Annotated in this window: 22 protein-coding genes and 3 pseudogenes; 16 read left to right on the forward strand and 9 right to left on the reverse strand. The window is 33.5% G+C overall.

Annotated features, from left to right (window positions below; genetic code table 11):
• Nucleotides 1-430 precede the first annotated feature (430 nt).
• Both NHG49_RS27865 and NHG49_RS27870 read left to right on the forward strand, forming a co-directional pair.
• Nucleotides 431-1,051: a DsbA family protein gene (locus NHG49_RS27865; RefSeq protein WP_064474270.1), complete on the forward strand. Its 621-nt coding sequence runs from the start codon at nucleotides 431-433 to the stop codon at nucleotides 1,049-1,051.
• A 173-nt stretch (nucleotides 1,052-1,224) separates the two neighbouring features.
• Nucleotides 1,225-2,046, forward strand: coding sequence for an MBL fold metallo-hydrolase (locus tag NHG49_RS27870; protein WP_064474271.1), 822 nt, complete (start codon nucleotides 1,225-1,227; stop codon nucleotides 2,044-2,046).
• Between the two features lie 83 nt (nucleotides 2,047-2,129).
• Here NHG49_RS27870 and tnpB (NHG49_RS27875) read toward each other — a convergent pair whose 3' ends face one another.
• Entirely contained in the window at nucleotides 2,130-3,251 is a 1,122-nt protein-coding gene (gene tnpB, locus NHG49_RS27875; RefSeq protein WP_258126930.1) for an IS200/IS605 family element RNA-guided endonuclease TnpB, read from the reverse strand.
• A 210-nt stretch (nucleotides 3,252-3,461) separates the two neighbouring features.
• Between tnpB (NHG49_RS27875) and NHG49_RS27880 the strand changes: the two genes are divergently transcribed.
• Entirely contained in the window at nucleotides 3,462-3,989 is a 528-nt protein-coding gene (locus NHG49_RS27880) for a nuclear transport factor 2 family protein (RefSeq protein ID WP_222661382.1), read from the forward strand.
• A gap of 223 nt (nucleotides 3,990-4,212) precedes the next feature.
• Here NHG49_RS27880 and NHG49_RS27885 read toward each other — a convergent pair whose 3' ends face one another.
• The 3 genes from NHG49_RS27885 to NHG49_RS27895 form a co-directional block, all read right to left on the reverse strand.
• Nucleotides 4,213-5,208: a zinc metalloprotease gene (locus tag NHG49_RS27885; RefSeq protein ID WP_064475109.1), complete on the reverse strand. Its 996-nt coding sequence runs from the start codon at nucleotides 5,206-5,208 to the stop codon at nucleotides 4,213-4,215.
• 85 nt (nucleotides 5,209-5,293) lie between these two features.
• Complete coding sequence (locus tag NHG49_RS27890; protein ID WP_064475110.1) at nucleotides 5,294-5,485, reverse strand: hypothetical protein; 192 nt, start codon at nucleotides 5,483-5,485, stop codon at nucleotides 5,294-5,296.
• Between the two features lie 14 nt (nucleotides 5,486-5,499).
• On the reverse strand, nucleotides 5,500-6,423 hold the full coding sequence (locus tag NHG49_RS27895) for a M28 family metallopeptidase (RefSeq protein ID WP_258126931.1): 924 nt from the start codon (nucleotides 6,421-6,423) through the stop codon (nucleotides 5,500-5,502).
• A gap of 525 nt (nucleotides 6,424-6,948) precedes the next feature.
• On the opposite strand from NHG49_RS27895, the pseudogene NHG49_RS27900 reads away from it, so the two are divergent.
• Nucleotides 6,949-7,905 (forward strand): annotated as a pseudogene (locus NHG49_RS27900) (S8 family peptidase).
• A gap of 214 nt (nucleotides 7,906-8,119) precedes the next feature.
• A complete protein-coding gene (locus NHG49_RS27905) occupies nucleotides 8,120-9,322 on the forward strand; it encodes an S-layer homology domain-containing protein (protein ID WP_258126932.1) in 1,203 nt (400 codons plus the stop codon).
• Between the two features lie 262 nt (nucleotides 9,323-9,584).
• Here NHG49_RS27905 and NHG49_RS27910 read toward each other — a convergent pair whose 3' ends face one another.
• Entirely contained in the window at nucleotides 9,585-10,013 is a 429-nt protein-coding gene (locus tag NHG49_RS27910; RefSeq protein WP_222661375.1) for an ImmA/IrrE family metallo-endopeptidase, read from the reverse strand.
• Nucleotides 10,014-10,035: 22 nt separating this feature from the next.
• A complete protein-coding gene (locus tag NHG49_RS27915; RefSeq protein ID WP_048543952.1) occupies nucleotides 10,036-10,464 on the reverse strand; it encodes a helix-turn-helix domain-containing protein in 429 nt (142 codons plus the stop codon).
• A gap of 136 nt (nucleotides 10,465-10,600) precedes the next feature.
• On the opposite strand from NHG49_RS27915, the pseudogene NHG49_RS27920 reads away from it, so the two are divergent.
• From NHG49_RS27920 to NHG49_RS27960, 9 genes and pseudogenes are all read left to right on the forward strand, one after another.
• Nucleotides 10,601-10,836, forward strand: a pseudogene (locus tag NHG49_RS27920) (helix-turn-helix transcriptional regulator).
• An 86-nt stretch (nucleotides 10,837-10,922) separates the two neighbouring features.
• Nucleotides 10,923-11,819 (forward strand): DnaD domain-containing protein, encoded by an 897-nt coding sequence (locus NHG49_RS27925; RefSeq protein WP_222661373.1) that lies wholly within the window; start codon nucleotides 10,923-10,925, stop codon nucleotides 11,817-11,819.
• A 104-nt stretch (nucleotides 11,820-11,923) separates the two neighbouring features.
• Nucleotides 11,924-12,310: a hypothetical protein gene (locus NHG49_RS27930; protein WP_097864234.1), complete on the forward strand. Its 387-nt coding sequence runs from the start codon at nucleotides 11,924-11,926 to the stop codon at nucleotides 12,308-12,310.
• Between the two features lie 237 nt (nucleotides 12,311-12,547).
• The gene (locus NHG49_RS27935; RefSeq protein WP_258126933.1) at nucleotides 12,548-13,516 is read left to right on the forward strand and encodes a lysozyme family protein; all 969 of its coding nucleotides are present in this window, start codon (nucleotides 12,548-12,550) and stop codon (nucleotides 13,514-13,516) included.
• Between the two features lie 252 nt (nucleotides 13,517-13,768).
• Nucleotides 13,769-14,590 carry a M23 family metallopeptidase gene (locus NHG49_RS27940; RefSeq protein ID WP_046955425.1) on the forward strand — a complete coding sequence of 274 codons (822 nt, stop codon included), beginning with the start codon at nucleotides 13,769-13,771 and terminating at the stop codon, nucleotides 14,588-14,590.
• A 66-nt stretch (nucleotides 14,591-14,656) separates the two neighbouring features.
• On the forward strand, nucleotides 14,657-15,652 hold the full coding sequence (locus NHG49_RS27945; protein WP_222661736.1) for a GH25 family lysozyme: 996 nt from the start codon (nucleotides 14,657-14,659) through the stop codon (nucleotides 15,650-15,652).
• Between the two features lie 474 nt (nucleotides 15,653-16,126).
• Nucleotides 16,127-16,495 carry a hypothetical protein gene (locus NHG49_RS27950; protein WP_097818966.1) on the forward strand — a complete coding sequence of 123 codons (369 nt, stop codon included), beginning with the start codon at nucleotides 16,127-16,129 and terminating at the stop codon, nucleotides 16,493-16,495.
• A 78-nt stretch (nucleotides 16,496-16,573) separates the two neighbouring features.
• Nucleotides 16,574-16,810 (forward strand): hemolysin XhlA family protein, encoded by a 237-nt coding sequence (locus NHG49_RS27955; RefSeq protein ID WP_016089870.1) that lies wholly within the window; start codon nucleotides 16,574-16,576, stop codon nucleotides 16,808-16,810.
• On the forward strand, nucleotides 16,810-17,049 hold the full coding sequence (locus NHG49_RS27960) for a hypothetical protein (protein WP_064475120.1): 240 nt from the start codon (nucleotides 16,810-16,812) through the stop codon (nucleotides 17,047-17,049). The genes NHG49_RS27955 and NHG49_RS27960 overlap by 1 nt, the downstream gene beginning before the upstream one ends.
• Nucleotides 17,050-17,163: 114 nt before the next feature.
• On the opposite strand, the gene NHG49_RS27965 is transcribed toward NHG49_RS27960, so the two are convergent.
• Nucleotides 17,164-17,724 carry a sunset domain-containing protein gene (locus tag NHG49_RS27965; RefSeq protein WP_258126935.1) on the reverse strand — a complete coding sequence of 187 codons (561 nt, stop codon included), beginning with the start codon at nucleotides 17,722-17,724 and terminating at the stop codon, nucleotides 17,164-17,166.
• 334 nt (nucleotides 17,725-18,058) lie between these two features.
• Here NHG49_RS27965 and tnpB (NHG49_RS27970) point away from each other — a divergent pair.
• Nucleotides 18,059-19,180: pseudogene (gene tnpB, locus NHG49_RS27970) on the forward strand (IS200/IS605 family element RNA-guided endonuclease TnpB).
• 926 nt (nucleotides 19,181-20,106) lie between these two features.
• Here the strand turns inward: tnpB (NHG49_RS27970) and NHG49_RS27975 are convergent.
• Together NHG49_RS27975 and NHG49_RS27980 are read right to left on the reverse strand one after the other, a co-directional pair.
• A complete protein-coding gene (locus NHG49_RS27975; RefSeq protein WP_222661670.1) occupies nucleotides 20,107-20,301 on the reverse strand; it encodes a hypothetical protein in 195 nt (64 codons plus the stop codon).
• Between the two features lie 858 nt (nucleotides 20,302-21,159).
• Complete coding sequence (locus NHG49_RS27980; protein ID WP_098538146.1) at nucleotides 21,160-21,372, reverse strand: hypothetical protein; 213 nt, start codon at nucleotides 21,370-21,372, stop codon at nucleotides 21,160-21,162.
• A 578-nt stretch (nucleotides 21,373-21,950) separates the two neighbouring features.
• On the opposite strand from NHG49_RS27980, the gene NHG49_RS27985 reads away from it, so the two are divergent.
• The gene (locus NHG49_RS27985) at nucleotides 21,951-22,265 is read left to right on the forward strand and encodes a hypothetical protein (RefSeq protein ID WP_222661671.1); all 315 of its coding nucleotides are present in this window, start codon (nucleotides 21,951-21,953) and stop codon (nucleotides 22,263-22,265) included.
• Nucleotides 22,266-22,474 lie beyond the last annotated feature (209 nt).

Genomic DNA, 22,474 nt, shown 5'->3' on the forward strand with positions numbered 1-22,474 from the left:
CATAATTGTGGAAACGTTAAAGTAGAAATTTAATATTTTTTGTAAAAAAGAATTGACTTTCGATTATGTTGTAACTAATATGGTTACATGATATGTAACTTATTTAGTTACAAAAAAGTCCTGTTTTAAGAAAAAAGATTTATATATGTAATTGAGGATAGCGGTCTATACGTTGTCGTCCAGTACAGGAAGTTACTACTATATTAACAACTATGCATATTCTAATCGGTAGTGTTTTCTGCTTTAGAGCCATAACGTGCAGAGTTATCTTTTATGAATAAATTTAGTTGATTTTTTTTTTGGAAAGATTAGTTTTTGGGGAAAATAATAAGGTTTCTAAAAAAGATACAATTTTACAAACCAAAAAGCTAGCTAGGAATTTTTAAGTGATAGCTGGACTAGCTAATAAAAATAAAGGTAGGAGATTTAAATGGAGAAAAAACAAGATAACCTTATATACGTGTGGGACGCATATTGTGGATGGTGCTATGGTTTTTCAGAAAGTATTAAAGGATTTTACAAAGAACACACTGAAATGCCGTTAACAGTTTTATGTGGAGGATTATTTTTAGATGATCTACCAATAAAAAATTTCTCATATATAGAAGAGGGAAATAAAAGAATTAATCAACTTACAGGTGCAGAATTTGGTCCTTCCTATCAAAAATTGGTGGAAGAAGGGACTTTTAAAATGAATTCGAAAGATGCTGCAATTGGCTTTTCAGCTTTACGTTCATTAGCGCCAGACCGTTTGTTAGAATTCACGTCGGCTATGCAAAAAGCGTTTTATTATGATGGACAAAGCCTAAGTGATCCTGAGACATATCGTAAGATTGCAATTGAGCATGGTTTGGACCCTGAACAAGTATTAGAGCGTTTAAATGCGCAAGAAACCATTGTAGATGTCCAAAATGATTTCAATAAGGTTCGACAGCTTGGTGTTAATAGTTATCCTTCTTTACTTTTACAAAAGGATAATCAAATTATTCCTATTGGTGGTGGAGTAATGACGCCAGATAAAATTGAAGCACGTTTTAAAAATTTATATTAAGAAAAAGTAGGCTATAGTAGCAAACATGTTAGTTGATGCCAACCGAAATACATCTCCCGAATATATGCTGGTGCTATTACACTTTTAGGTGAATTGAAGAGGGAGCTTCTATCGGAACAAGATAAAAATATGTTAACTAGTTAATAACTTTAACAAAAGGAGAATAATATTCTATGTTTAAAACAATCGATATAAATCAAAAAGATGTAAAATTGACGGTGTTTAGTTCAGACGAAAACAGTTTTATGGTCACTGCAACTTTGGTTGAGAAAGCAGGACATGCATTTTTAATAAACTCAAAATTTACTCAATCTGATTCGAAAGAAATTGTGGGTTATTTGAAAAACAATAACTTATCTCTAGATAAAATCTTTATTATCCATGGGGATCCTGATTACTATTTTGGGTTAGAAAGTATTAAAGCTGCTTACCCAGATGCCATAGCGTATGCTACAGAGTCTACGGTTGAACATATTGTTCATTCTGTATTAGGGAAATTGAAAGTTTGGAAAGATGCGCTTGGAGAAAATGCACCAAGTAATGTGGTATTACCTCAAGTCTTTAAGGAAAAATCCATTGATTTTCAGGGACTAACATTTGAACTAGTAGGCTTAGACGATTACAGAACTAGCTTATTTAACAGAGAACTAAAATTATTAATTGGGGGAATAGATGTATTTAACGAAATCCATCTATTCTTAGCAGATACTAGTTCAAAAGCAGCAATGGAGGCATGGATTGAGAACTTGAAAGTGTTGCAGGCTTTAAATGCTGACGTAATTGTACCGAGCCATGGATCAATTGAAAAATCCTTAGATAATCATGCGATTACTGCAACTATGGCTTATTTAAGAACTGCAATTCAAGCTTCTGAGGAAAGTAAAACTTCAAAAGATTTTGTAGCAAAACTTGAAACAGCATATCCAGGCTATGCTAATAAAGGTGTATTAGAATTAAGTGCAAAAGTTGTAACAAAAGAAATGCCTTGGGGTTAATGCTATGATTGAACTACCCCCACTTTCACTTCGTTTAGAAGTGGGAGATTCCTAAGTAAAGAGTTCTATCGAACTCTAATTGATTAGGCTAACCCCGCAGTCCTTGCGGTTAGAAGCCTTATTGCTTCATTCTTTATATTGATACTTGCGTTAATATCCCTATCATGGTGTGTACGACAAGAAGGACAGTCCCATTTACGTAGGTTTAGATTTTTAACGTCTTTGTTTTGATATCTACAACAGGAACATAATTGGCTGGAAGCAAATGTTTTCGATACGACAATGACTTGTTTGCCATACCATTTTGCTTTATATTCCAACATGGTTCGAAACTGTGACCAAGATACTTCACTAATTGCTTTTGCTAACTTACGATTTTTTAACATATTCGATACTTGCAAATCCTCTATACCGATAACATCGTGGCTTTTGATGATTTCAGTTGAGATTTTGTCTAAGTAATCTTTTCTAGCATTTGATATGTATTCATGAATTCTAGCTACTTTTACCCGTTGTTTATTCCAACGAGAAGATCCTTTCATTCTTCTAGAAAGAACACGCTGTGCTTTCGCCAACTTATCTTCTAATGATTGGAAAAACTTCGGATTTTCATAGGATTTCCCATCTGACAAAATAGCGAAATCTTTGAGTCCTACATCTATCCCAATGTAAGAATGTGTTTTCGGAAGTTCTTGTACTTCTGTTTCAACTAATAGTGACACAAAATATCTACCAGAAGGGTTTCGACTAACTGTAGCATTTACAATACGTCCCGTTATTTCACGACTTTTGGCAAATCGAACAAGACCTAGTTTCGGCAACTTTATCCTGTTTCCTACAACAGCAATGTTTTCATTTGTTTGTTTTGTGATATAAGATTGTACGTTATTCTTCTTGGATTTAAAACGCGGGGCACTATTTTGTTTTTTGAAAAATCGTGTATAAGCATCCGCAAGGTTGCGAACAGACGACTGAATCGCAATACTATCCACTTCTTTGAGCCAAACAAACTCTTTCTTCATGGCAGGAAGTTTGGCAGAGCATGTACCATATGTTAAACCTTTTCCAGTTTCTTTGTATGCGTGATCCCATAGGGATAGGAAATGATTGAATACAAAGCGAGAACAACCTATCGTTTTGTTAATTAGAATTGCTTGTGCTTGATTTGGATAGATACGAAACTTATAGGCTTTATTAATTATCATTTGATTCACCTCCATTTCGGTATATGACTATTATATACCAAACGTATATTCGGTGAATAGTGAAGTAACACTTTATGTATGTCGAACAATTAAGATGGTTTCCTGCCATCTCTTGTTCGAAGCCAATTTATCTCCCACCTACTCACTTCGCGTTCCTTGAGGAAGGAGTATTGTTGGCTAAAATGATAAAATTAGAAGAGGTAGGTTTATATGAAATTAGAGAAAAATTTAATAGTAATAATTATTTCTGTGTTTATTTTAGGAATTGTGTCGACTTTGATATTTCAAGCTTCAACTGGTAATACCAAAGGTCATTCAACAAAGAGCGAGAATGTTGCAACAGTATCGAAAGATAATGTGACAGAAAAAGAAAAAAATAAAAAGATGGTAGTTGATTTCTATAATGAAGTTTTTAACAAACATAATATCGATATTATCCCTAAATATGTAAGTGAAGATTATAAGCAACATAATCCTTTTGTTGCTGATGGACGAAAAGCCTTCATGGATTTCTTTAAGGAGGACTTTGTAAAAAATCCAAATTCCTCTGCAGAGATTAAACGTGTAGTAGATGAAGGAGATACAGTTGCCCTTCATGTACATTCTCGTACTAATTCTCAAGATAAGGGAGTTGCTATAGTGGATATTTTTCGTATAAAGGATGGAAAGATTGTCGAACACTGGGATGTAATTCAAGAGATTCCAAATGAGGCAGCTAATAATAATACGATGTTTTAGGTAGAAGATATCTCTAACAATTGTTAGAGATGAATAGAATCTTGAAATTTAGACAAGTTAATTTTAAGCTGAGTAAAAATGAAGGGATGCCCTAGATATGGTACTAGGACATCTCTTTTTGTTTTAACGAGATTTAATTTATTATGATTTGTAGGGTGCTTATTGCATGTATATACTTATTACTTAATCCTAACCAACATCGTTTTAAAAATATGTTACCGTATTAATTTGTAAGAAAGGATGAACGTGGTCCGGCAAGACATGCATCTATACGATCTACTTGACCTTTTGTAAACATTACCATAGTATCATCATCAACATAATCCATATAGTTCATATACATATCACCATGAGGCACGTCATTACATGAAGTGTGAGGGAATGTAATCTTGGGATTATGTTGTGTAGCTTTATGTGAACTTCCGAAGTTTGGCACCCCTTGATTAGGCGTATCATCAACTCTATCTGAACCACTACAAACGTCAGGTAAACGTTCATCGTCACCCCAAATATGGCGTAAGTTGAACCAATGTCCAATTTCATGTGTGGCTGTACGTCCTAAATGGTAGGGTTCTGTCGCAGTACCTATAGTACCAAAAAATTTGTATGCTATTACAACACCATCTGTTTCAGATGGACCACCAGGAAATTGTGCATATCCTAAGACACTGTTACCTTCTTCATCTAAAATATTTGGACATACCCACAGATTTAAATATTTGTCAGCTGGCCATGCATCTACTCCACCTGTACTTTGTGATTTGACAGAATTATCATCCGCTAAAAATGATTGTTCATTTGTATGGGTACGAGTGATACCATTTATTTGATTTCCGTCAGGATCTTTTGTAGCAAGAAAGAACTCTACTCTAGCATCACTTACAGAATCTTTAAATGCAGAAGGTACATTTGCTATATCAGGGTTCGTTGCTCGAAAATCACGATTTAAAACATCAATTTGACTATGGACTTGTTCATCTGAGATGTTTTGTTCCTCAGTATTCCATACAACATGGACTACTACAGGGATTTTGACAACTGGTCTTTCTGATTCTATACGCGCACTATTCAGAAATTCGTTTGTGACACGTTCAATTTCTGCACGTGCATTTTTATATTGCTCAGACTCTTCTAGTAATTTTTGATGAAGCTCAATAGTTGCACATCTACGCAAAGTAGGTGTATTTGTTCTTTCTGATGAGTTAGTTTGATTTGGCATTTTAATTTCTCCTTTTAGCTGATATCCTGTAAGTTTCATTCAATATTTCAAATAATGTTTGATTCGAAAACTATTGTAAAAATGTTTATTGTTTTTTATTCTTGATAAATTCTTCAGTCATTTTTTCAATTTTTTCTTGTTCTTTTCTGTATTCTTCAGATTCCTTTAATAATTTTTCATGCATACTCATAGTTCCACAATTACGTCTGGTAGGGGGCGGGTCTTTAGAATTGTCTGTTGAGTTATGGAAACTTCCTTCATGAGTAAAGTTGTTCATGAAAATTCCCTCTTTCATTCTAAGTTTGTAACTTGAGAAGCAATATAAGATATATTCATTCGTAAAATATCGAGAGCAAGTGGATAATGGATATGCTCAAGAGTATCGTTAGCGGTATGGTCATTAGGATTCAAAGAGTCTTCGCCCTCTATTGTTAAAACAGCAGGTATTCCCTTATTAAGAAAAGATACATGATCACTATCAAATGGATTAAGAGATACTTTAACATCGATATCTGTATATAAAGATGATGCATTTTTTAATCCATTAATGAGCTCTTCAGATAAAGGTGAACCTTCAATTAATACTGCTGGTGTCGAAGTGTTTAATTTTCCTATCATGTCCATATTAATAACTGCTCGAATGCGATTTTTATCTGGAGTAGTTAGGTTCTCAACATATTGTTTACTACCTAATAATCCTTGTTCTTCTCCTCCAAAAAGGATAAAGCGCAGATCATGTTGTACGGGAATGTCTTTAAATACACGAGCGATTTCCAAAACTCCTGCACTACCACTGGCATTATCATCGGCTCCAGGGGCATTAGATGAAGGCCCTCCACTATGGTTAACAGAATCGAGATGGGCAGTAATAATAATTAAGTGTTTCTCTTCATCACGATTTGTACCCATTTTATTTGCGATAACATTTTGGCTATCTTCATTATTTACACATATTGTTTCGCTACTAGTTGTATATCCCATTTCATTTAATATCTCACGAGTCCACGTTGCGGCTTCTTCATAAAAAGAGCTAGTAGAAAACCTTGTTGGATATGAAACTAAATGTGTTAAATATGATTGGAACTGATTTTCGCTTATTTGATTAACTAGTGATTGTATAGAATTTACAAGTGTAGACTGATTATGAAAACTGCCGGAAATAAGTAATTCGTTTTCAGTATCATTAGTACCACCAGGGAAAATAGGTTCTCTCATTCTTATAATTTCACCACCTTAATTATATTTTTGCTTAGAAAGCAGTATTTCAAATATAACTTGTGAACGAACTCATACGTTTATACAAGCATTAACTGGTAAATTTACATTTATCATAGTTAATTATTTTTTAATATATATATGAAATTAAACGACATTTTTGGATGTAAATACCATTTGTAAGTATTGTTTAAATCTTAGATAATCCTCAAAAGTTTCAGGGTTAGAGAAATATAAATATCTTATTTTAAAAAATGTATTAGACTAAAAAATGAATATTAGATTTTTATAATGTAAAGAACGTGATTTTGAAAAACTTCTTTGAATAAAATGAGTGGCTATAGATTGTTGTTCATGGGTTTTAAAGAAAAAAATTAATATTCTTCATGATGTATATAAGGAGAAAATGAAGTTATATTTTCGATAAGTAAAAAATAAAGTTTTATGCTGCATTTTATATTAATCACATTCAAATCAAACAATAGCATCCGATGGTCTTTATTTAAATCTAATGGGGTGAAGTTAATGAGTCATAGAAATTCATCTGTGAATAGACAAAATGCAATATCTTTAATTCCATTCAAAGTATTAGAAATGACTTCAAGTGTAGCTGAAATACCTAGTGGAGTAAAACTGATACATGCTCCTTCAGTATGGGAGAAAAGTGAGAAAGGAAAGGACATAGTTATTGCGGTTTTAGATAAAGGTTGCGCTACTGAACATATTGATTTAAAAGATCGTATTATTGGGGGATACAACTTTACAACGGATTATGAAAGTGATCCCAATAATTTTTTAGACAACCACGGGCATGGTACACATGTAGCTGGAATAATTGCGGATTCTGAGAACAATACGGGAGTTATTGGGGTAGCCCCATTAGCTAAATTACTAATTTTAAAAGTGTTTGATGGAAAGGGAAAATCATCAAATGAATGGATTACAGCTGGAATCATTAATGCAATAAACTGGAGAGGCTCTAAGGGAGAGAAGGTTAGAATCATTTCTATGTCCCTAAGTGGAAAAAAAGATGCCTATTGCTTACATGAAGCGATAAAGTTAGCAGTAAAATAACATACTTGTTGTATGCTCGGCTGGAAATGATGGGGACTGTAGAGAAGAAACAAATGAACTGAGCTATCCAGGGGCCTATCAAGAAATAGTAGAGGTTGGTTCAGTAGATATAAATAAAAAATTGCGTGTAAAAGTAATTCTAATAATCATTTAGATTTAGTGGCACCAGGTGAAGAGATTTGGTCAACTGATAGAGATGGCGGATATGCTAAATTGAGTGGTACTTCAATGGCAACCCCACATGTTTCAAGAGCAGCTGCATTAATTATTAAACAAAGTGAAAAAGAATTTAAAAGAATATTATCAGAAAGTGAAATTTATGCCCAATTGATAAAAAGAACTACTAATATTGGATATTCTCTATTTTTGGTAGTAAATGGAATGATGGACTTATCAAGAGAGTGTTAAGTGAAATGTAACAGTGAAATCGTAGTAAAAACTCTACTATAGGCAAGAAGAGTTTTTTAGTGAGTCTATAGCGTTCTGGGGGATTAGTATTTTTATCATTAATAACAATAAATAATTATATATAAATATAATGTATTTATGTTATTATATTTATATTGGAAAATAAAGTATATTTTAGTTCGCAAAAATAATTAGGATAAGAAGGGGAAATAGCATGAAAATGAAAAAAATGATTTTAACAGGTGCAGTACTTGCAGCAACAACTTTAACAACTTTAACAAATGTACAGGCAGATACAACATTTAAAGATGTTCCTACTGATCATTGGTCATATAAAGCAATTATGGATCTAAAAGAGAAAAATATCGTAGCTGGTTATGGAAATGGCATTTTTGGTTTCGGCGATAGTATTACACGTGGTCAAGTTGCTAGATTGCTTTATGTATACTTGAAACCAGTAGATGTAGATGCTAAATTTCAAAACCCATTTACGGATATAAAAGGTTCTATGTTCGAAAAAGAAATCTTAGCAATCACAAAAGCAGGGATTATGAGTGGATATGGTAATGGAAAGTTTGGACCAAATGAGGTCTTAACTCGTGAACAATTAGCAGCTGTTCTAACACAAGCATTTGATTTAAAAGGAACAACTGTCACCACTTTTAAAGATGTTGACAAGAATTATTGGGCTACGAAGGCAATTAGTGCAGTGCAGGAGAGTAAAATTGCTGCTGGTACAGGAAGTAACTTATTCGAGCCAAAAAGAGTTGTAACACGTGAGCAATATGCACAGTTTCTATACAATGGAATTAAAAGTGTGAACAAACCAGAGACAAAACCAGAGACAAAACCAGGAGTAACGCCAATAGGTATTCCCAATGCGTTAGTGACAGATGATTTTTTCTTTGATAGATATTCAATTGAAATTTCACCTGTAAGAGAGCAATCTATTTCTAAGCAAGGTCAAAATCTTGTTACTGAAGTAAATAAGAAATATAATGCGAATTTAAGATATAGATACGTAGCATCAGAAATTGATCTATATACTCCTAATTTGCCAAGAATTATTGATTCTCATGGTTCATTTTCGTTTGTTGGGAAGGATGCAGATAATTTCTATTTCGTGTTTGTCGTTGACAAATCAACTGTTGAGCTAGCGAAAAACTGGATGCATATGATAAATCCGAATTTCACACTTGATAAAGAAATTGATAAATTAGTAAATCCAAATCCAGAATTTAAAAAAGAAATTGATAGTTTTGTAAAAAATAATAAGGATTATATCAATCGTTTTGAAAAAGATAATCATAGCGTAGAAATAGCTATAAGTCCTCTACATTCAATAAGCCCTGGAGAGTCTGTAGTTACTCTAAATCCAGATTACTCTATATTACACGTTTCTGTACAAGCAAAATAATATTTAAGTAATGTCTCGATTTTCGAACAGGGAAGTATGGACAATATTAGAGGTTAAAGATTTTTCGAAAAAGACCGACTGTTATTGAAATGCACCCCAATTGTTAGACACATAATTAACAATTGGGGTGCATTTTTATATTCGATTTAACTGTATAGATTCTTTTAACAATAAATACCATTTCATTTCTTTTGCTTTAACGATGGAGCATTCTCTTTTTCTCGTCAGCGTTTGAACCAATAATTAAAATGTCTTAATTGCTTTAGCAAGGCTTGTAAAATTCCAACAGTTCAACTGGTATATTATTTTTGTATGCTATACATGCTTTTGTATCACCAGGTTGAATGGTCTTTTTGTCAATTAACAAAAGCGCAGCAAACGTGTTTGCTTCTATCTCTAATTTATCAACGGAAAAGAATGTATTCTTACGCAGAAAAGGTGTATTTGCATGAGTATGTAGAACCGCATGTCCTAATTCATGAGCACAAACAGTTCTCTGCATAGATGGAGATAAATTAGTATTAATAACAATGAAACGATTTCTTTTTTCATATTTATAAAAACCATTTATTTCTTCATGTAAATCCCATGTTAGTACATGTATTTTTAAGTAATCTGCAAGCTCATAGGGGTTTGTCGTGTTGTATTTGTTGCTAAGTTGTTGGACTAGATCTCTAATGACGAATTTCAATGTATTCCCTCCTAAGCTCGCATCAGTTATCGTCTGGTTTACGATATTTCTTAGGCACGTATTTTTTATTGATTACTTTCGTTTGTTTTACAATATACTCCATTGCATCTAATAGTGATTCTACAGCTTCTTGACTCATAGGTTCACCAGAGAACATTAAGCCATCTTCTCCTTGAAGGTCTTTTTTTATTTCTTCCATTCTTTTTGCTATGTCTTTCTCATCTTTTGGCGTTAATTGCTTCTTAGTTTCGTCCGTAACAGCTCGTCCTAGTAAATAGTCAGCTGAAACTGAAAAACAATCCGCTAATTTAGTTAGAACATCATGTGGAGGGAATCTTTCTTCTGATTCGTAGTAGCCTATCATTCTTTGGGATACTCCAATTTTTTCAGCCAATTGTTTTTGTGTTAAATTTTCTTTTTTTCGTAAGGATTTTATTCTAACTCCTATCACATTGTTCACCTCTCTAATTGAACTAATTGTTCTCTTTGGATTTATTTTAGCACAAAAAGTTCCTTTTTGCATTGACAATGAACAATTAGTTCTTTAATCTATATTTAGAACTGATTGTTCTTACGGAGGTGGATTAATGGGTAACAAAATGTATGAACCGGAAAAGAAGTTATATAAAGAACTTGCTGGTTATTGTGGGGTTACGGAACGATATATTCGAATGATTGATCAAAAAGAAAGAATCCCTTCAATGAGAATTGCTAAAAAGATTGCACAGTTTTTTGATATGAGTGTAGACGATATTTTTTTAATAATAAATCGAACTTTAAGTTCTTTTTAACCTCGTGTAGGTGTGAAAAGGGTGGAAAATAAATTTCGTAATGAGAAAGTGAATAGTAGTGAGTACCGAACTTTGAAAGTAGATAATTGTTCTTAATAATAATGGAGAGGTAGATATTATGGGAATTCTTCGAGTTAAAAAGGATCATAATTATTCCGTCATCAATAATACAGGGTTAAAAGATAAAAGGCTTTCTTGGAAGGCGAAGGGGATATTAGCATACATACTTACACTTCCAGATGATTGGGTGTTTTATAGAGAGGAATTATCTCAACATGCAAAAGATGGTATTAATAGCTTAAGAGCTGGAATGAAGGAATTAAAAGAGTATGGATACATTAAAAGATTTCCGATTAGAGATGAAAAAAATAAAATTGTAAGATGGGAGACAATTATTTACGAAATCCCAGTGGTTGATTTTCCACCAGTGGAAAACCTACCTGCTGAAAATCCTGTTGATGGGAATCTACTGGTGGAAAATCGCAAGCTACTAAATACTGATTTAAAAAGTACTAAAAAACTAAACACTGATACACAAAATAAGGATCATCATCATGATAATAAGGAAAAATCACTCCCACAAATATTGATAAATGAAGATTTCAAAATAAGTTATAAATTTTTTCTGAAGAATGGAATATTGTTAAGTGAAATAGCTATTGCAGAGCTGGGTGAATTTTGCGAAGCATTAGGTAGTGAACTAATTTTGGAAGCAGTAAAGAGATCAATTGATGAGAATATACCAAAGTGGAGGTATGTACGTGGAATTCTTAAAAATTGGGAAAGTCAAAAAGTAAAAACAATTAATGATGTAGTTGTGTTAGATGCACAGTTTGATCTTTGTAAGAATAAGAAGCAATCTAGGTCAGGATATACCAAACGAAAAGAACTGGTACCAGAATGGCTACGTGAAAAAGAAGAAGTTCCAGAAGAGCAGCCTATACAAAATAATGAGTTAACTATTGAAGAAGAGCGTGAGAGATTAAAAGCTTTATTAAGAAAATATAAATCATAATTAATATTCGTGAATTCGATTAAAAGGATAATAAAGGTTATTTTACCTTTGGTGATATTAATAAGAAACAGAATTTAATTAAAGAAAAGTAGGGGGATTATTAGATGCTTGACTGGATGAAAGATTATCAGAAACTAGAAGAAGAAATTACGTATATAGAATTTAACTTAGACAAATCAAAAGCAGAGTTAAAGCGATGGACTAGTGGTGACTTGCAACATGTACGATTAACTACTGAATCAGAAGGTGCTAAGGTAGAAGGTCGTGTTGAAGCTATTGAATATGAATTAGGACATAAGATGAATGAAATGTTCGATTTAAAGATTTTAATTAATAAGTTTACTGGATTAGATCATCAAATACTTAAAATGAAGTATGTTGATGGAATGACTTTAGAACAAATAGCGTTTGACTTGCATTATAGTACAGGCTATATCCGACGAAAACATGCTGAAATAAGAAAGATTGTCAAGTTTTTAGAGGGGTTTTAATGTTTCCTTTTTGTAGGCTACATGCAGTGTACAGAAAGTATTGAAAAAGTGATTTATAGTAGTAATATAAGATTTCGACGAAAGAGCAACTATTTTATGGTTGCTCTTTTTGTTGTGAAGGAAGGTGAGCTACATGAAGTAATTTTATAGATTAATTGGTATTTGGCTAATAGTCATATTTAGTAAAGTAGTAGTATTTTAGACAAAAATAATAGGAAAATAAGGAGATGTTTAGTAATGAGTATATTAGCTGCTTCAGCTACAACAAAGAATCTACCACAACAAGTATTACGTTGGCAACCAATGGTAGAAAGTGAATGTTCTGCACAAGGAGTAACTGAGTTAATTCCTTACGTACTTGGAATCATTATGGTGGAAAGTGACGGGAATTCTGAAAAAACACCTGATATTATGCAATCAAGTGAATCCCAAGGAAGACCTGCGAATTCAATTAATAATCCGAAGGAATCCATTCACTATGGAGTAATGCACCTAAAAGGAGCTTTTGCAGATGCAAAGAATAACGGTATTACTGATTTAAGTGCTATTGTGCAATCGTATAATTTTGGACGTGCGTACATTCGGTGGTTAGCTTCTAATAATAAACAGCATTCATTATCTGTGGCAGACCTGTATTCTAAAACCGTTGTTGCACCATCTCTTGGTAATACAAATGGTACAATGGTTCGATATAGTCATCCTATCGCAGTGGCGTACAATGGCGGTTATCGATATAAAAATGGCGGGAATTTTTTCTACGCTGAAATTGTAAAACAATATGTAGATTTTAATGCAGGCGGTGTTCCGCAACCAGAGGGGATTGGGATGGCAAGATCAATATACTGGGAAGGATACGGCATTAACTACTACGATGGACCACATGGTAATTATATTGCGGACTTTACGACAGCAGCAGAAGTATTATACTGGGATGCGTACTGGGGAGAAGATAATGATGTTTGGTTAGATTTAGGTAGAAGCCGTTGGGTAAAAGCAGAGCATTATTATTGGAGACCTTTTAAAGCCATATCAAAATTTCCAGAAGGATATGAAGTAAGCTATTGTGATGGAATTGACGGAGCATACAAAGGAAGTATTAATTCAAAAGAACCTCTTACAGTATTCTTCCGTAAAGAAGGCTGGATTGATATTGGTGGGAATCGTTGGACACCAGAGAAACACTTTGACATTGTAGATATTCGATAAAAACAACTCTGTTAAGAGTTGTTTTTATCTTTAAACGGTGTTTTAGGTAAGAAGAGTTAGCTATATAGAATAATAGCTTTCGATATTTTTGGCTAATTTCAGTGACATTTAACTTATGGTTACAAGATGGATATTTTAATAGTAGATAACAATAGGGAAATGTTCTGTTTTGTTCATTTTGAGGTTGGAAAACCTACAATATATTTAAAAATAATAAATATAGACAATATAGAAATAGAAAGGAAGATTTATATGGCAACATTTATTTATCCAACAGATACAACGAGAGTAACAAGTGGTTTTAGGGGTGACAGACCAGATCATCATGGGATAGACCTTGCACAAGCAGGTTATCATCCAATTTATGCAGCAGCTGGCGGGCAAGTTAGTCGTTCTTATTTTTCAACTAGTTACGGCGAGTGTATTATGATTGTCCATAATATTAATGGAGTTACATGGGAAACCGTATATGCTCATATGCGAAGTGGCTCCCGTACAGTTAAACAAGGTGATTATGTTACACAAGGACAAACAATCGGGGTTATGGGAGAAACAGGAGAAGCCTATGGTCAGCATTTACATTTTGAAATGCATAAAGGCAGCTGGAATATGAATAAGAGTAATGCTGTGAATCCGTTAGACTACTTGGGAAAAGGTGGTGTTGTTGGTACACCGCAACCAGAGGGGATTGGGATGGCAAGATCAATATACTGGGAAGGATACGGCATTAATTACTACGATGGACCACACGGTAAATATATTGCGGACTTTACGACAGCAGCAGAAGTATTATACTGGGATGCGTACTGGGGAGAAGATAATGATGTTTGGTTAGATTTAGGTAGAAGCCGTTGGGTAAAAGCAGAGCATTATTATTGGAGACCTTTTAAAGCCATATCAAAATTTCCAGAAGGATATGAAGTAAGCTATTGTGATGGAATTGACGGCGCGTACAAAGGCAGTATTAATTCAAAAGAACCTCTTACAGTATTCTTCCGTAAAGAAGGCTGGATTGATATTGGTGGGAATCGTTGGACACCAGAGAAACACTTTGACATTGTAGATATTCGATAAAAACAACTCTGTTAAGAGTTGTTTTTTTATTCTTAAATTTTTATAGGAGAAAGAAGGCGAATGGAAATGAAAAAAATTGCAGATTTATCTCATCACAATAATTCAATAAATTGGGCTGCAGCTAGTAAGGAGCTAGACCTTGCTATTATACGTGTACAATATGGATCTAGGACAATTGATAAACGTTATAAAGAGTATGTGCAAGGCTGTAAAGACTATGGTGTCCCATTTGGGCACTATGCTTATGGATGTTATGTAAGTATTCAGGATGCTATTGTAGAAGCAAATGATTTTATGGCGCGCGCTGATAAAGAAGCAAAGTTTTTAGTATTAGATGTAGAAGATGACACATTAGCAAGTTGTGGAGCGGCTAACTTAGCAAAAGCTTCGCAGGCATTTATTGATACATGCCGTGCAGCAGGTTGGAAAGTAGGTCTATATGTATCACACCACATGTATACAAGCTATGGACTTAATACTGTGAATGCGGATTTCCTTTGGATTCCACGTTATGGAAATAAACCAGCGTATAGTTGTGATTTATGGCAGTATACAGAAACAGGTAGTCTTGCAGGCGTAACTGGTAATGTAGATTTAAATTATTTAAACAGTGAAAAATCTCTTGAATGGTTTACAGGTAAGGGTGGCGTTGTTGGTACACCGCAACCAGAGGGGATTGGGTTCGCAAAATCAATATATTGGGAAGGATATGGTATTAACTATTACGATGGACCACACGGTAACTATCTTGGGGACTTTACGACAGCAGCAGAAGTATTATACTGGGATGCGTACTGGGGAGAAGATAATGATGTTTGGTTAGATCTAGGTAGAGGCCGTTGGGTAAAAGCAGAGCATTATTATTGGAGACCCTTTAAGGCAATATCAAAATTTCCAGAAGGATATGAAGTAAGCTATTGTGATGGAATTAACGGCGCATACAAAGGCAGTATTAACTCAAAAGAACCTCTTACGGTATTCTTCCGTAAAGAAGGCTGGATTGATATTGGTGGGAATCGTTGGGCACCAGAGAAACACTTTGACATTATAGATATTCGATAAAAGGTTTAGGTCTACTCGTTTGAGTGGCTATTCGTTTTGGGTTCTGGCTAAGACCGGGAATAAAAAATGGTACTGTTGTCCTGAACTAAGTTGTTCTCATGCCTTGATTCAAGAAGGAATTGAGTAGATCAGTAATCAGTTTGTTTAAAGACTGCATAGATATTGAAACTATTCTTTATAAAGACATTAAAAAGCACGTATTTAAGTTAACAAAGAGCAAATCATTGGAGATTTTGGAGTAGTAATTTATATCTAGCTTAGACAATGGTGTATGGTTCAAGTGAAAAATCAATAAAAAAGATAGTGTAATCACAAATAAATTAAACACATTAGAAGATATTTTTAAACGTATTAATAGAAGATCTCTAAGTAAAATTAAAAACTGAAGAATTAACAAAAATACAACTGAAAAGAAAACAAAAACGGAGCAGCTATAAGCTGCTCTATTTTTGTTTTTTAGGGGGAGAGAACAAGATGACAAATCCTATCCAAAATAAACATCCAGAGGACAATCAATTACAGAGCCAAATTATCAATCAAATCATTCCTATCTTAGAGAAGTTAGTTATGCAATTCATTCAAAATCCAACTCCGAATGAGGATATGATGCCAGGTAATGATAATAAGTTTATGGAAATTGATGATGTTGTAGACAATTTAGTGAATGCTGGGATTATTACCGCTAGTAATTTTAATGTTAACGTAGAGCTATTTAGAGGTAGTCCAATTACGGTTTCCATTGTTAAAGCAGGGGATCCAGTAGTAGAAGTTCCTGCAGAAGTTGATGTTGGGGGTTCTATCGAGGGACATATAGATGAGAAAGATAAAAAAGGAACTAAATAATGAAACATAAAGCCAAGCATATTGTAGTGTAGGATTTTTTATTTTAAAGCAAATAAGAAGTGGGAAAGAGGTGGAAATATGGATGGTTTACAAGAGGTGAAAGGGGATGTTCACGAAATAAGGCAAGATATTAAAGACATACGATTAGAGATTAGAAGTTTAGAAATGCGGACAACAGGTAATGAAAAAGACATTATTAATATTAATAAGCAATTAGATAAGATTAGTGCTAATACAACATGGATCTTACGTCTTATTATTGGTGGAATAATTGGAGCGGCTCTGACTTTCTTCTTGAAAGGTGGCGGTATGTAATGATTGAAATTACGGCAATGATTGGGGTTGTTGTAGGATTATCACAAATTGCAAAAACAAATGGATTGCAAACGAAATATATCCCGATATTAAATTTGACGCTTGGCATTGTGCTAGGTGTTTTATTTTTGTCTCAAGATATCAAAATGAATATACTTCAAGGAATGATTATCGGATTGTCAGCAAGTGGATTGTTTGACCATACAAAAATTATGAAAAAGGATGACAATGGGAAATGAAAAAGAAATACAAACATATAATTCTAATAGGAAGACATTTTATATACTGCTAGTGAGAAGTATATGAGTGTGAAGTAATAGTAAAACCGACTCATAAGGAGCCGGTTTTTTAATTTATTTTTTTGATGCCCTATAACCGGCAGATTTTGCGTCGGCTTCTGAACAAAACATCTCTTCAGCTTTCGTTTTATCATAGAACTGTTGACCAGGCATATGATAAATTTTCTCGCCCCTACTATTTTTATTGCCTTTGATAGTACAAGTACCATTTTGTTCTATTACTTGATTTGTTTTGGGTTGAGTAGCAGATTCTTGTTTCTTTTGTTGCTCTTGTTGTTTCTTCAATTCTTGTTGTTTTTGCTGCTCGTCACGTTGTTTCTGAAGTTCCTGCTGTTTTTTTTGTTCAGCTTCTTGTTTTTTAAGTTCTTCTTGTTTCTTTTGTTCCTCTTGTTGCTTCTGAAGATCTTGTTGTTTTTTCTCGTCTTCCTTTGATTCCTCAGATTTCTTTGTTTCTTCTTGTTTAATAGTAGTAGCGGCTTTGTCGGATTTATCGTTATCCGAGTCTTTAGCGCACGAGCCAATTAAAATAATTAATAAAATAATAATACCTAGGCACCCAAAACATCCGCACCCTCTGCGCTTTTTTTCTTCTTTTTCATTAATTGCTTTTGCCATCCTAATCCCCCCCTTAAGTATTCTAAATTTCAATATACAGTATAACAGATGTTATAGGGGTATTTTACAAAAATAATGGATATTCGATTGGTCGTAAGAAAAGAGCTAATCCTTGTATAGAATTAGCTCTTTAATATTTATCATTTTAGCCAAGAAGACTCCTTCCTCAAGGAACGCGAAGTGAGTAGGTGGGAGATGAATGATGAATTGGCTTCGAACAAGGGATGGCAGGAAGCCATCTTAATTGTTCGACATACAGAAAGTGTTACTTTAACTATCTGCCGAATATATGTTTGGTTTATAATAGTTATATACCAAAATGGAGGTGAATGAAATGATGATCAATAAAGCCTATAAGTTCCGTATCTATCCAAATCAAGCACAAGCAACTCTAATCAACAAAACGATTGGTTGTTCCCGCTTTGTATTTAATCATTTCCTATCCTTATGGGATCACACATACAAAGAGACAGGAAAAGGCTTGACCTATGGTACATGCTCTTCCAAACTTCCTGCCATGAAAAAAGAGTTTGTTTGGCTAAAGGAAGTGGATAGTATTGCGATTCAGTCGTCTGTTCGCAACCTTGCGGATGCGTATACACGATTTTTCAAAAAACAAAATAGTGCCCCGCGTTTCAAATCCAAGAAAAATAACGTACAATCTTATACCACAAAACAAACAAATGAAAACATTGCCGTTGTAGGAAACAAAATAAAATTGCCAAAACTAGGTCTTGTTCGATTTGCCAAAAGTCGTGAAATAACAGGACGTATTGTAAATGCTACAGTTAGACGAAACCCTTCTGGTAGATATTTTGTATCACTATTAGTTGAAACAGAAGTACAAGAACTTCCGAAAACACATTCTTACATAGGAATAGATGTAGGACTAAAAGATTTCGCTATTTTGTCAGCTGGAAAACCCTATGAAAATCCGAAGTTTTTCCGATCATCAGAAGATAAGTTGGCGAAAGCACAACGTGTCCTTTCTAGAAGAATGAAAGGATCTTCTCGTTGGAATAAACAACGAGTAAAAGTAGCTAGAATTCATGAATACATATCAAATGCTAGAAAAGATTACTTAGACAAAATCTCAACTGAAATCATCAAAAACCACGATGTTATCGGTATAGAGGATTTGTAAGTATCGAATATGTTAAAAAATCGTAAGTTAGCAAAAGCAATTAGTGAAGTATCTTGGTCACATTTTCGAACCATGTTGGAATATAAAGCAAAATGGTATGGCAAACAAGTCATTGTCGTATCGAAAACATTTGCTTCCAGCCAATTATGCTCTTGTTGTGGATATCAAAACAAAGACGTTAAAAATCTAAACCTACGTAAATGGGACTGTCCTTCTTGTCGTACACACCATGATAGGGATATTAACGCAAGTATCAATATAAAGAATGAAGCAATAAGACTTCTAACCGCAGGGACTGCGGGGTTAGCCTAATCAATTAGAGTTCGATAGAACTCTTTACTTAGGAATCCCTCACTTCTAAACGAAGTGAAAGTGGGGGTAGTTCAATCACTGCATAATACGCGCGTTGAAGTGGACTTGGATTTCGTATTGTCTTTTGTAAGTATAGTATCCTACAGGAGCATCCTAGCGCATGATATGCGGAATATGAGTTGGAAAATTCAATAAAATAGTGATTTGAATAAAAGAAACCCCGCTTATCTACGGGGCTTCTAAGGGTAAGTGTCAAGCAATGACGTACTCGACTAATTAACCATATCATGAATTTTTTGGTAAAAATAGTGGAAAATGTGTCCAAATTAGTGGGAGCATTATTTTAAACAAAAACGTTATTTTGTAGAAAAAATTTAAAAGAACCCACATTTGAGGGGGTGGGTCCTTTTATAAAAACTAAGCATAATAGGGATTTCCTATATTTTACCAAAAATGGAGTTGGTATTCTACACGATAGTTGTTGAGAAAAGTTTTTCGCACAAAACAGAGCACTATACACAAGTGCTCTTAAAAAGGAAACCCTATTAGTGAAAGAAAACTATGTTAATAATATATATGCTCGTTTAATTAAATGGTGACAAGTTAAAAAATCATTTTGCACTGGATACAGATATATGTTGTAACAAAAAGTTACAACTATAGTTTAAACAACTATCGAAATATTATGCAGGAAAGAAAACTAAATTAAAAATTCATTCAGCACAACAATGCAATTAGCTAACTGCTTGTTGTACAAAAAATTTATGCTTATACGTAAAAAAGGCAGATAATTGACTAAGTTACCTGCCATGCACCAAACGAAACGGAGTAAAGAGCACCGATTTGAAAGAGAGTGGCTCTGGGAAGCTGACTTGCAGATAGTATGTGTAAAGTAAAAAAGATTATTCGTAAATGAGAATGAAAAATTATTTTATAAGGACGGGCATTCTTTTAGTTTCAAGTCTTTCAAAGTCTACAGGACAATATGCAAACGTTATGATAGGTTCTAAAGTTTCATTTGTTAAAAAAGTGTGGTTAATTACTTGGCCGGAAGAAGAATAGAATGTAATTTGGGTTTTTGAAATAGGAGGAAGGGTTATAACTAGCGGTTGACTTGACATATTTATCAACTCCTAAATTATTTGATGCTTTAAGAATTTAAAATGTATTCAATAAATATATATGAACTCATTTTATAAAGTTAGTACTTTGTGAATTGAGAAATTCAAAAAAATAGTTAATTTAATAAAAAAAGCAGTCAGCTTGCGCTAGGCTGCTTTGCTCCTTAATGGAGTTCTCGTTATGTAATTTAGATGAAAATACTACTTACTAGGAATAAAGCTCCTAGCAAAATTAGAGAATCAACTAAAATCAAGAACTGGTTTTTTTGTGGTTTTCGAAATTCTTTTATCAAGCTTAAAACTGCAATCATTATGAAACATATATATAACAAAATCATAATTGTTTCTGTCATAACTAACACTCCTAATATATTGATAATTTAATTATATAACGAAAAGTATATCTATGTAAGTTTTTAACAAAATCATTATTTGAATAAAGAAGGGTACCGTTAGAGCGTATGGCGCTCTTTGACCAAGAACTATATTGCATATTTGTTATAGTCCGTATAAGTATATGAAAATTGAAAATAAGGCGTGAATTAAATTTTAATAAAATCGTTATTTGGTTACAGCGTATATAAACAAGGAAGAGCCTGATATGGCTCTCAGGCTCTTCCCTCAATAGCAAAGAGTAAGTCTTTTAATTACTCTTTGTTCATATAGTAAAGGATTGTTAACGAAAATCCAAGGCTCTTTATATTGAGAAATAAAGAAGAATTATTATGAAGAACCTCATCTTTTTTCGTAAATAAAAGAGCAGCAAGCAAAAGTTAACTGCTCAATACAAGGAGATACAAAGAAAACTACTTCAAATGAGTTATGGTATACAGCCCATATACAGTATTGACGGGAAATTTATTTTAAATCCAATTTACTTAAAGTAAATATCCCTATAGATATAATGGCTGCGCCTACTGCAGAACCTATCCAGTCTCTCAAGCTTAATGTATTTAAAGGGGTATCTGTTAGATCCATAATTAAAAGGATAGCAAAAATTAATATACCGAATGCTAAGCCTCCCCAAAATGTTTGTAACGATTTAATAATCTTCTTTCGGAATTTGTTCATAAAAATCATCCTTACTAATACTTTGTATTTTTATAAATAAATTATTGCATGTGTAAAAATTGAAAGTACGAAATATGCATTATTGCATATTAGAACTCAAAAAAATAATTCATTCATAGGTAAATAGATTGAACGGAGGAATTCGTATCGTATGAATCAATTGTCATTTTTTGTAGACATTGATGGAATGGAAACGCATGTTTTTTTTCTTTGTTATATAGCAATTACAAATTAAACGTGAATCTGAACAAAATGGGCATTTGAATAGATAATTTCCCTTAAAACAACCTTAATTAAAACATTAATTTTCTAGATACCCTAAATCAAGTTTATTTACCGTTACGTTCATAGGAATCCTGAGTGGTTCAATGGAAATTGTGATGTGAATGAATACAATAATAAGCAGTCAAGGCCGGACGCAGATGATGCATGGCATGAAAATGTGTTCAAAAATGAATATCCAAAGCAATATAAAGATTTTGAAGGTTGAAGCGAATAAAAGTAGCGAATCAGCTGCTTTTTTATTTAATAAAAAAGCATTTTAAACATTTCTTATAGAATCGAATACTTATGTAAATATGGGAAACAGATTTGATTCTTGGAATGAGGGTATCGATGTGGATATAACACATATTATGGCGAGAATAGTGGTGAATGGGAAAAATCTTCCGTTTATTTCAGTTAGAACCTCTGCGTGGATTAATGGACCTGCGAACGATTTAATTGTTACTACTAAGCAAAGAGTGAATGAACTTTATCGGTTTATGTGGTCACGGGTGCCAGTTATGCTAACAATGTATTTCCTTCAGGGTGCTGATGTGATGAGATTTGCTAGGGTTGCTGGAGTTGATGAAAGTGTAACAGGAGAATATATATATCATTTTATTTGGTGATAAGACAAACTTTAAGTAGCCTAACAGCTGCTTTTTTATTTTTCAATAAAAAAAAGGAACCTGTAATGGCTCCTTTTCATAATGCTATCTTGTACTTATTAATTTTTCGCTTAACATCCATAAAGGCTAGTAGTGCTCCAATAGCGCAAACACCTTTAAACCAAAGAAATTCAGAAGAAAATAGTCCGCAAAAGAAAGCAACCGAGTGT

This window comes from Bacillus sp. IBL03825 (assembly GCF_024712505.1).
Taxonomy (GTDB): Bacteria; Bacillota; Bacilli; order Bacillales; family Bacillaceae_G; genus Bacillus_A; species Bacillus_A wiedmannii.

Bases quoted from the DNA above. Each gene is read 5' to 3' on its own strand.
- NHG49_RS27865 (WP_064474270.1), top strand. From the start codon at position 431: ATGGAGAAAAAACAAGATAACCTTATATACGTGTGGGACGCATATTGT.
- NHG49_RS27870 (WP_064474271.1), top strand. From the start codon at position 1,225: ATGTTTAAAACAATCGATATAAATCAAAAAGATGTAAAATTGACGGTG.
- tnpB (WP_258126930.1), bottom strand. From the start codon at position 3,251: ATGATAATTAATAAAGCCTATAAGTTTCGTATCTATCCAAATCAAGCA.
- NHG49_RS27880 (WP_222661382.1), top strand. From the start codon at position 3,462: ATGAAATTAGAGAAAAATTTAATAGTAATAATTATTTCTGTGTTTATT.
- NHG49_RS27885 (WP_064475109.1), bottom strand. From the start codon at position 5,208: ATGCCAAATCAAACTAACTCATCAGAAAGAACAAATACACCTACTTTG.
- NHG49_RS27890 (WP_064475110.1), bottom strand. From the start codon at position 5,485: ATGAACAACTTTACTCATGAAGGAAGTTTCCATAACTCAACAGACAAT.
- NHG49_RS27895 (WP_258126931.1), bottom strand. From the start codon at position 6,423: ATGAGAGAACCTATTTTCCCTGGTGGTACTAATGATACTGAAAACGAA.
- NHG49_RS27905 (WP_258126932.1), top strand. From the start codon at position 8,120: ATGAAAATGAAAAAAATGATTTTAACAGGTGCAGTACTTGCAGCAACA.
- NHG49_RS27925 (WP_222661373.1), top strand. From the start codon at position 10,923: ATGGGAATTCTTCGAGTTAAAAAGGATCATAATTATTCCGTCATCAAT.
- NHG49_RS27930 (WP_097864234.1), top strand. From the start codon at position 11,924: ATGCTTGACTGGATGAAAGATTATCAGAAACTAGAAGAAGAAATTACG.
- NHG49_RS27935 (WP_258126933.1), top strand. From the start codon at position 12,548: ATGAGTATATTAGCTGCTTCAGCTACAACAAAGAATCTACCACAACAA.
- NHG49_RS27940 (WP_046955425.1), top strand. From the start codon at position 13,769: ATGGCAACATTTATTTATCCAACAGATACAACGAGAGTAACAAGTGGT.
- NHG49_RS27945 (WP_222661736.1), top strand. From the start codon at position 14,657: ATGAAAAAAATTGCAGATTTATCTCATCACAATAATTCAATAAATTGG.
- NHG49_RS27950 (WP_097818966.1), top strand. From the start codon at position 16,127: ATGACAAATCCTATCCAAAATAAACATCCAGAGGACAATCAATTACAG.
- NHG49_RS27955 (WP_016089870.1), top strand. From the start codon at position 16,574: ATGGATGGTTTACAAGAGGTGAAAGGGGATGTTCACGAAATAAGGCAA.
- NHG49_RS27960 (WP_064475120.1), top strand. From the start codon at position 16,810: ATGATTGAAATTACGGCAATGATTGGGGTTGTTGTAGGATTATCACAA.
- NHG49_RS27965 (WP_258126935.1), bottom strand. From the start codon at position 17,724: ATGGCAAAAGCAATTAATGAAAAAGAAGAAAAAAAGCGCAGAGGGTGC.
- NHG49_RS27975 (WP_222661670.1), bottom strand. From the start codon at position 20,301: ATGTCAAGTCAACCGCTAGTTATAACCCTTCCTCCTATTTCAAAAACC.
- NHG49_RS27980 (WP_098538146.1), bottom strand. From the start codon at position 21,372: ATGAACAAATTCCGAAAGAAGATTATTAAATCGTTACAAACATTTTGG.
- NHG49_RS27985 (WP_222661671.1), top strand. From the start codon at position 21,951: ATGGGAAACAGATTTGATTCTTGGAATGAGGGTATCGATGTGGATATA.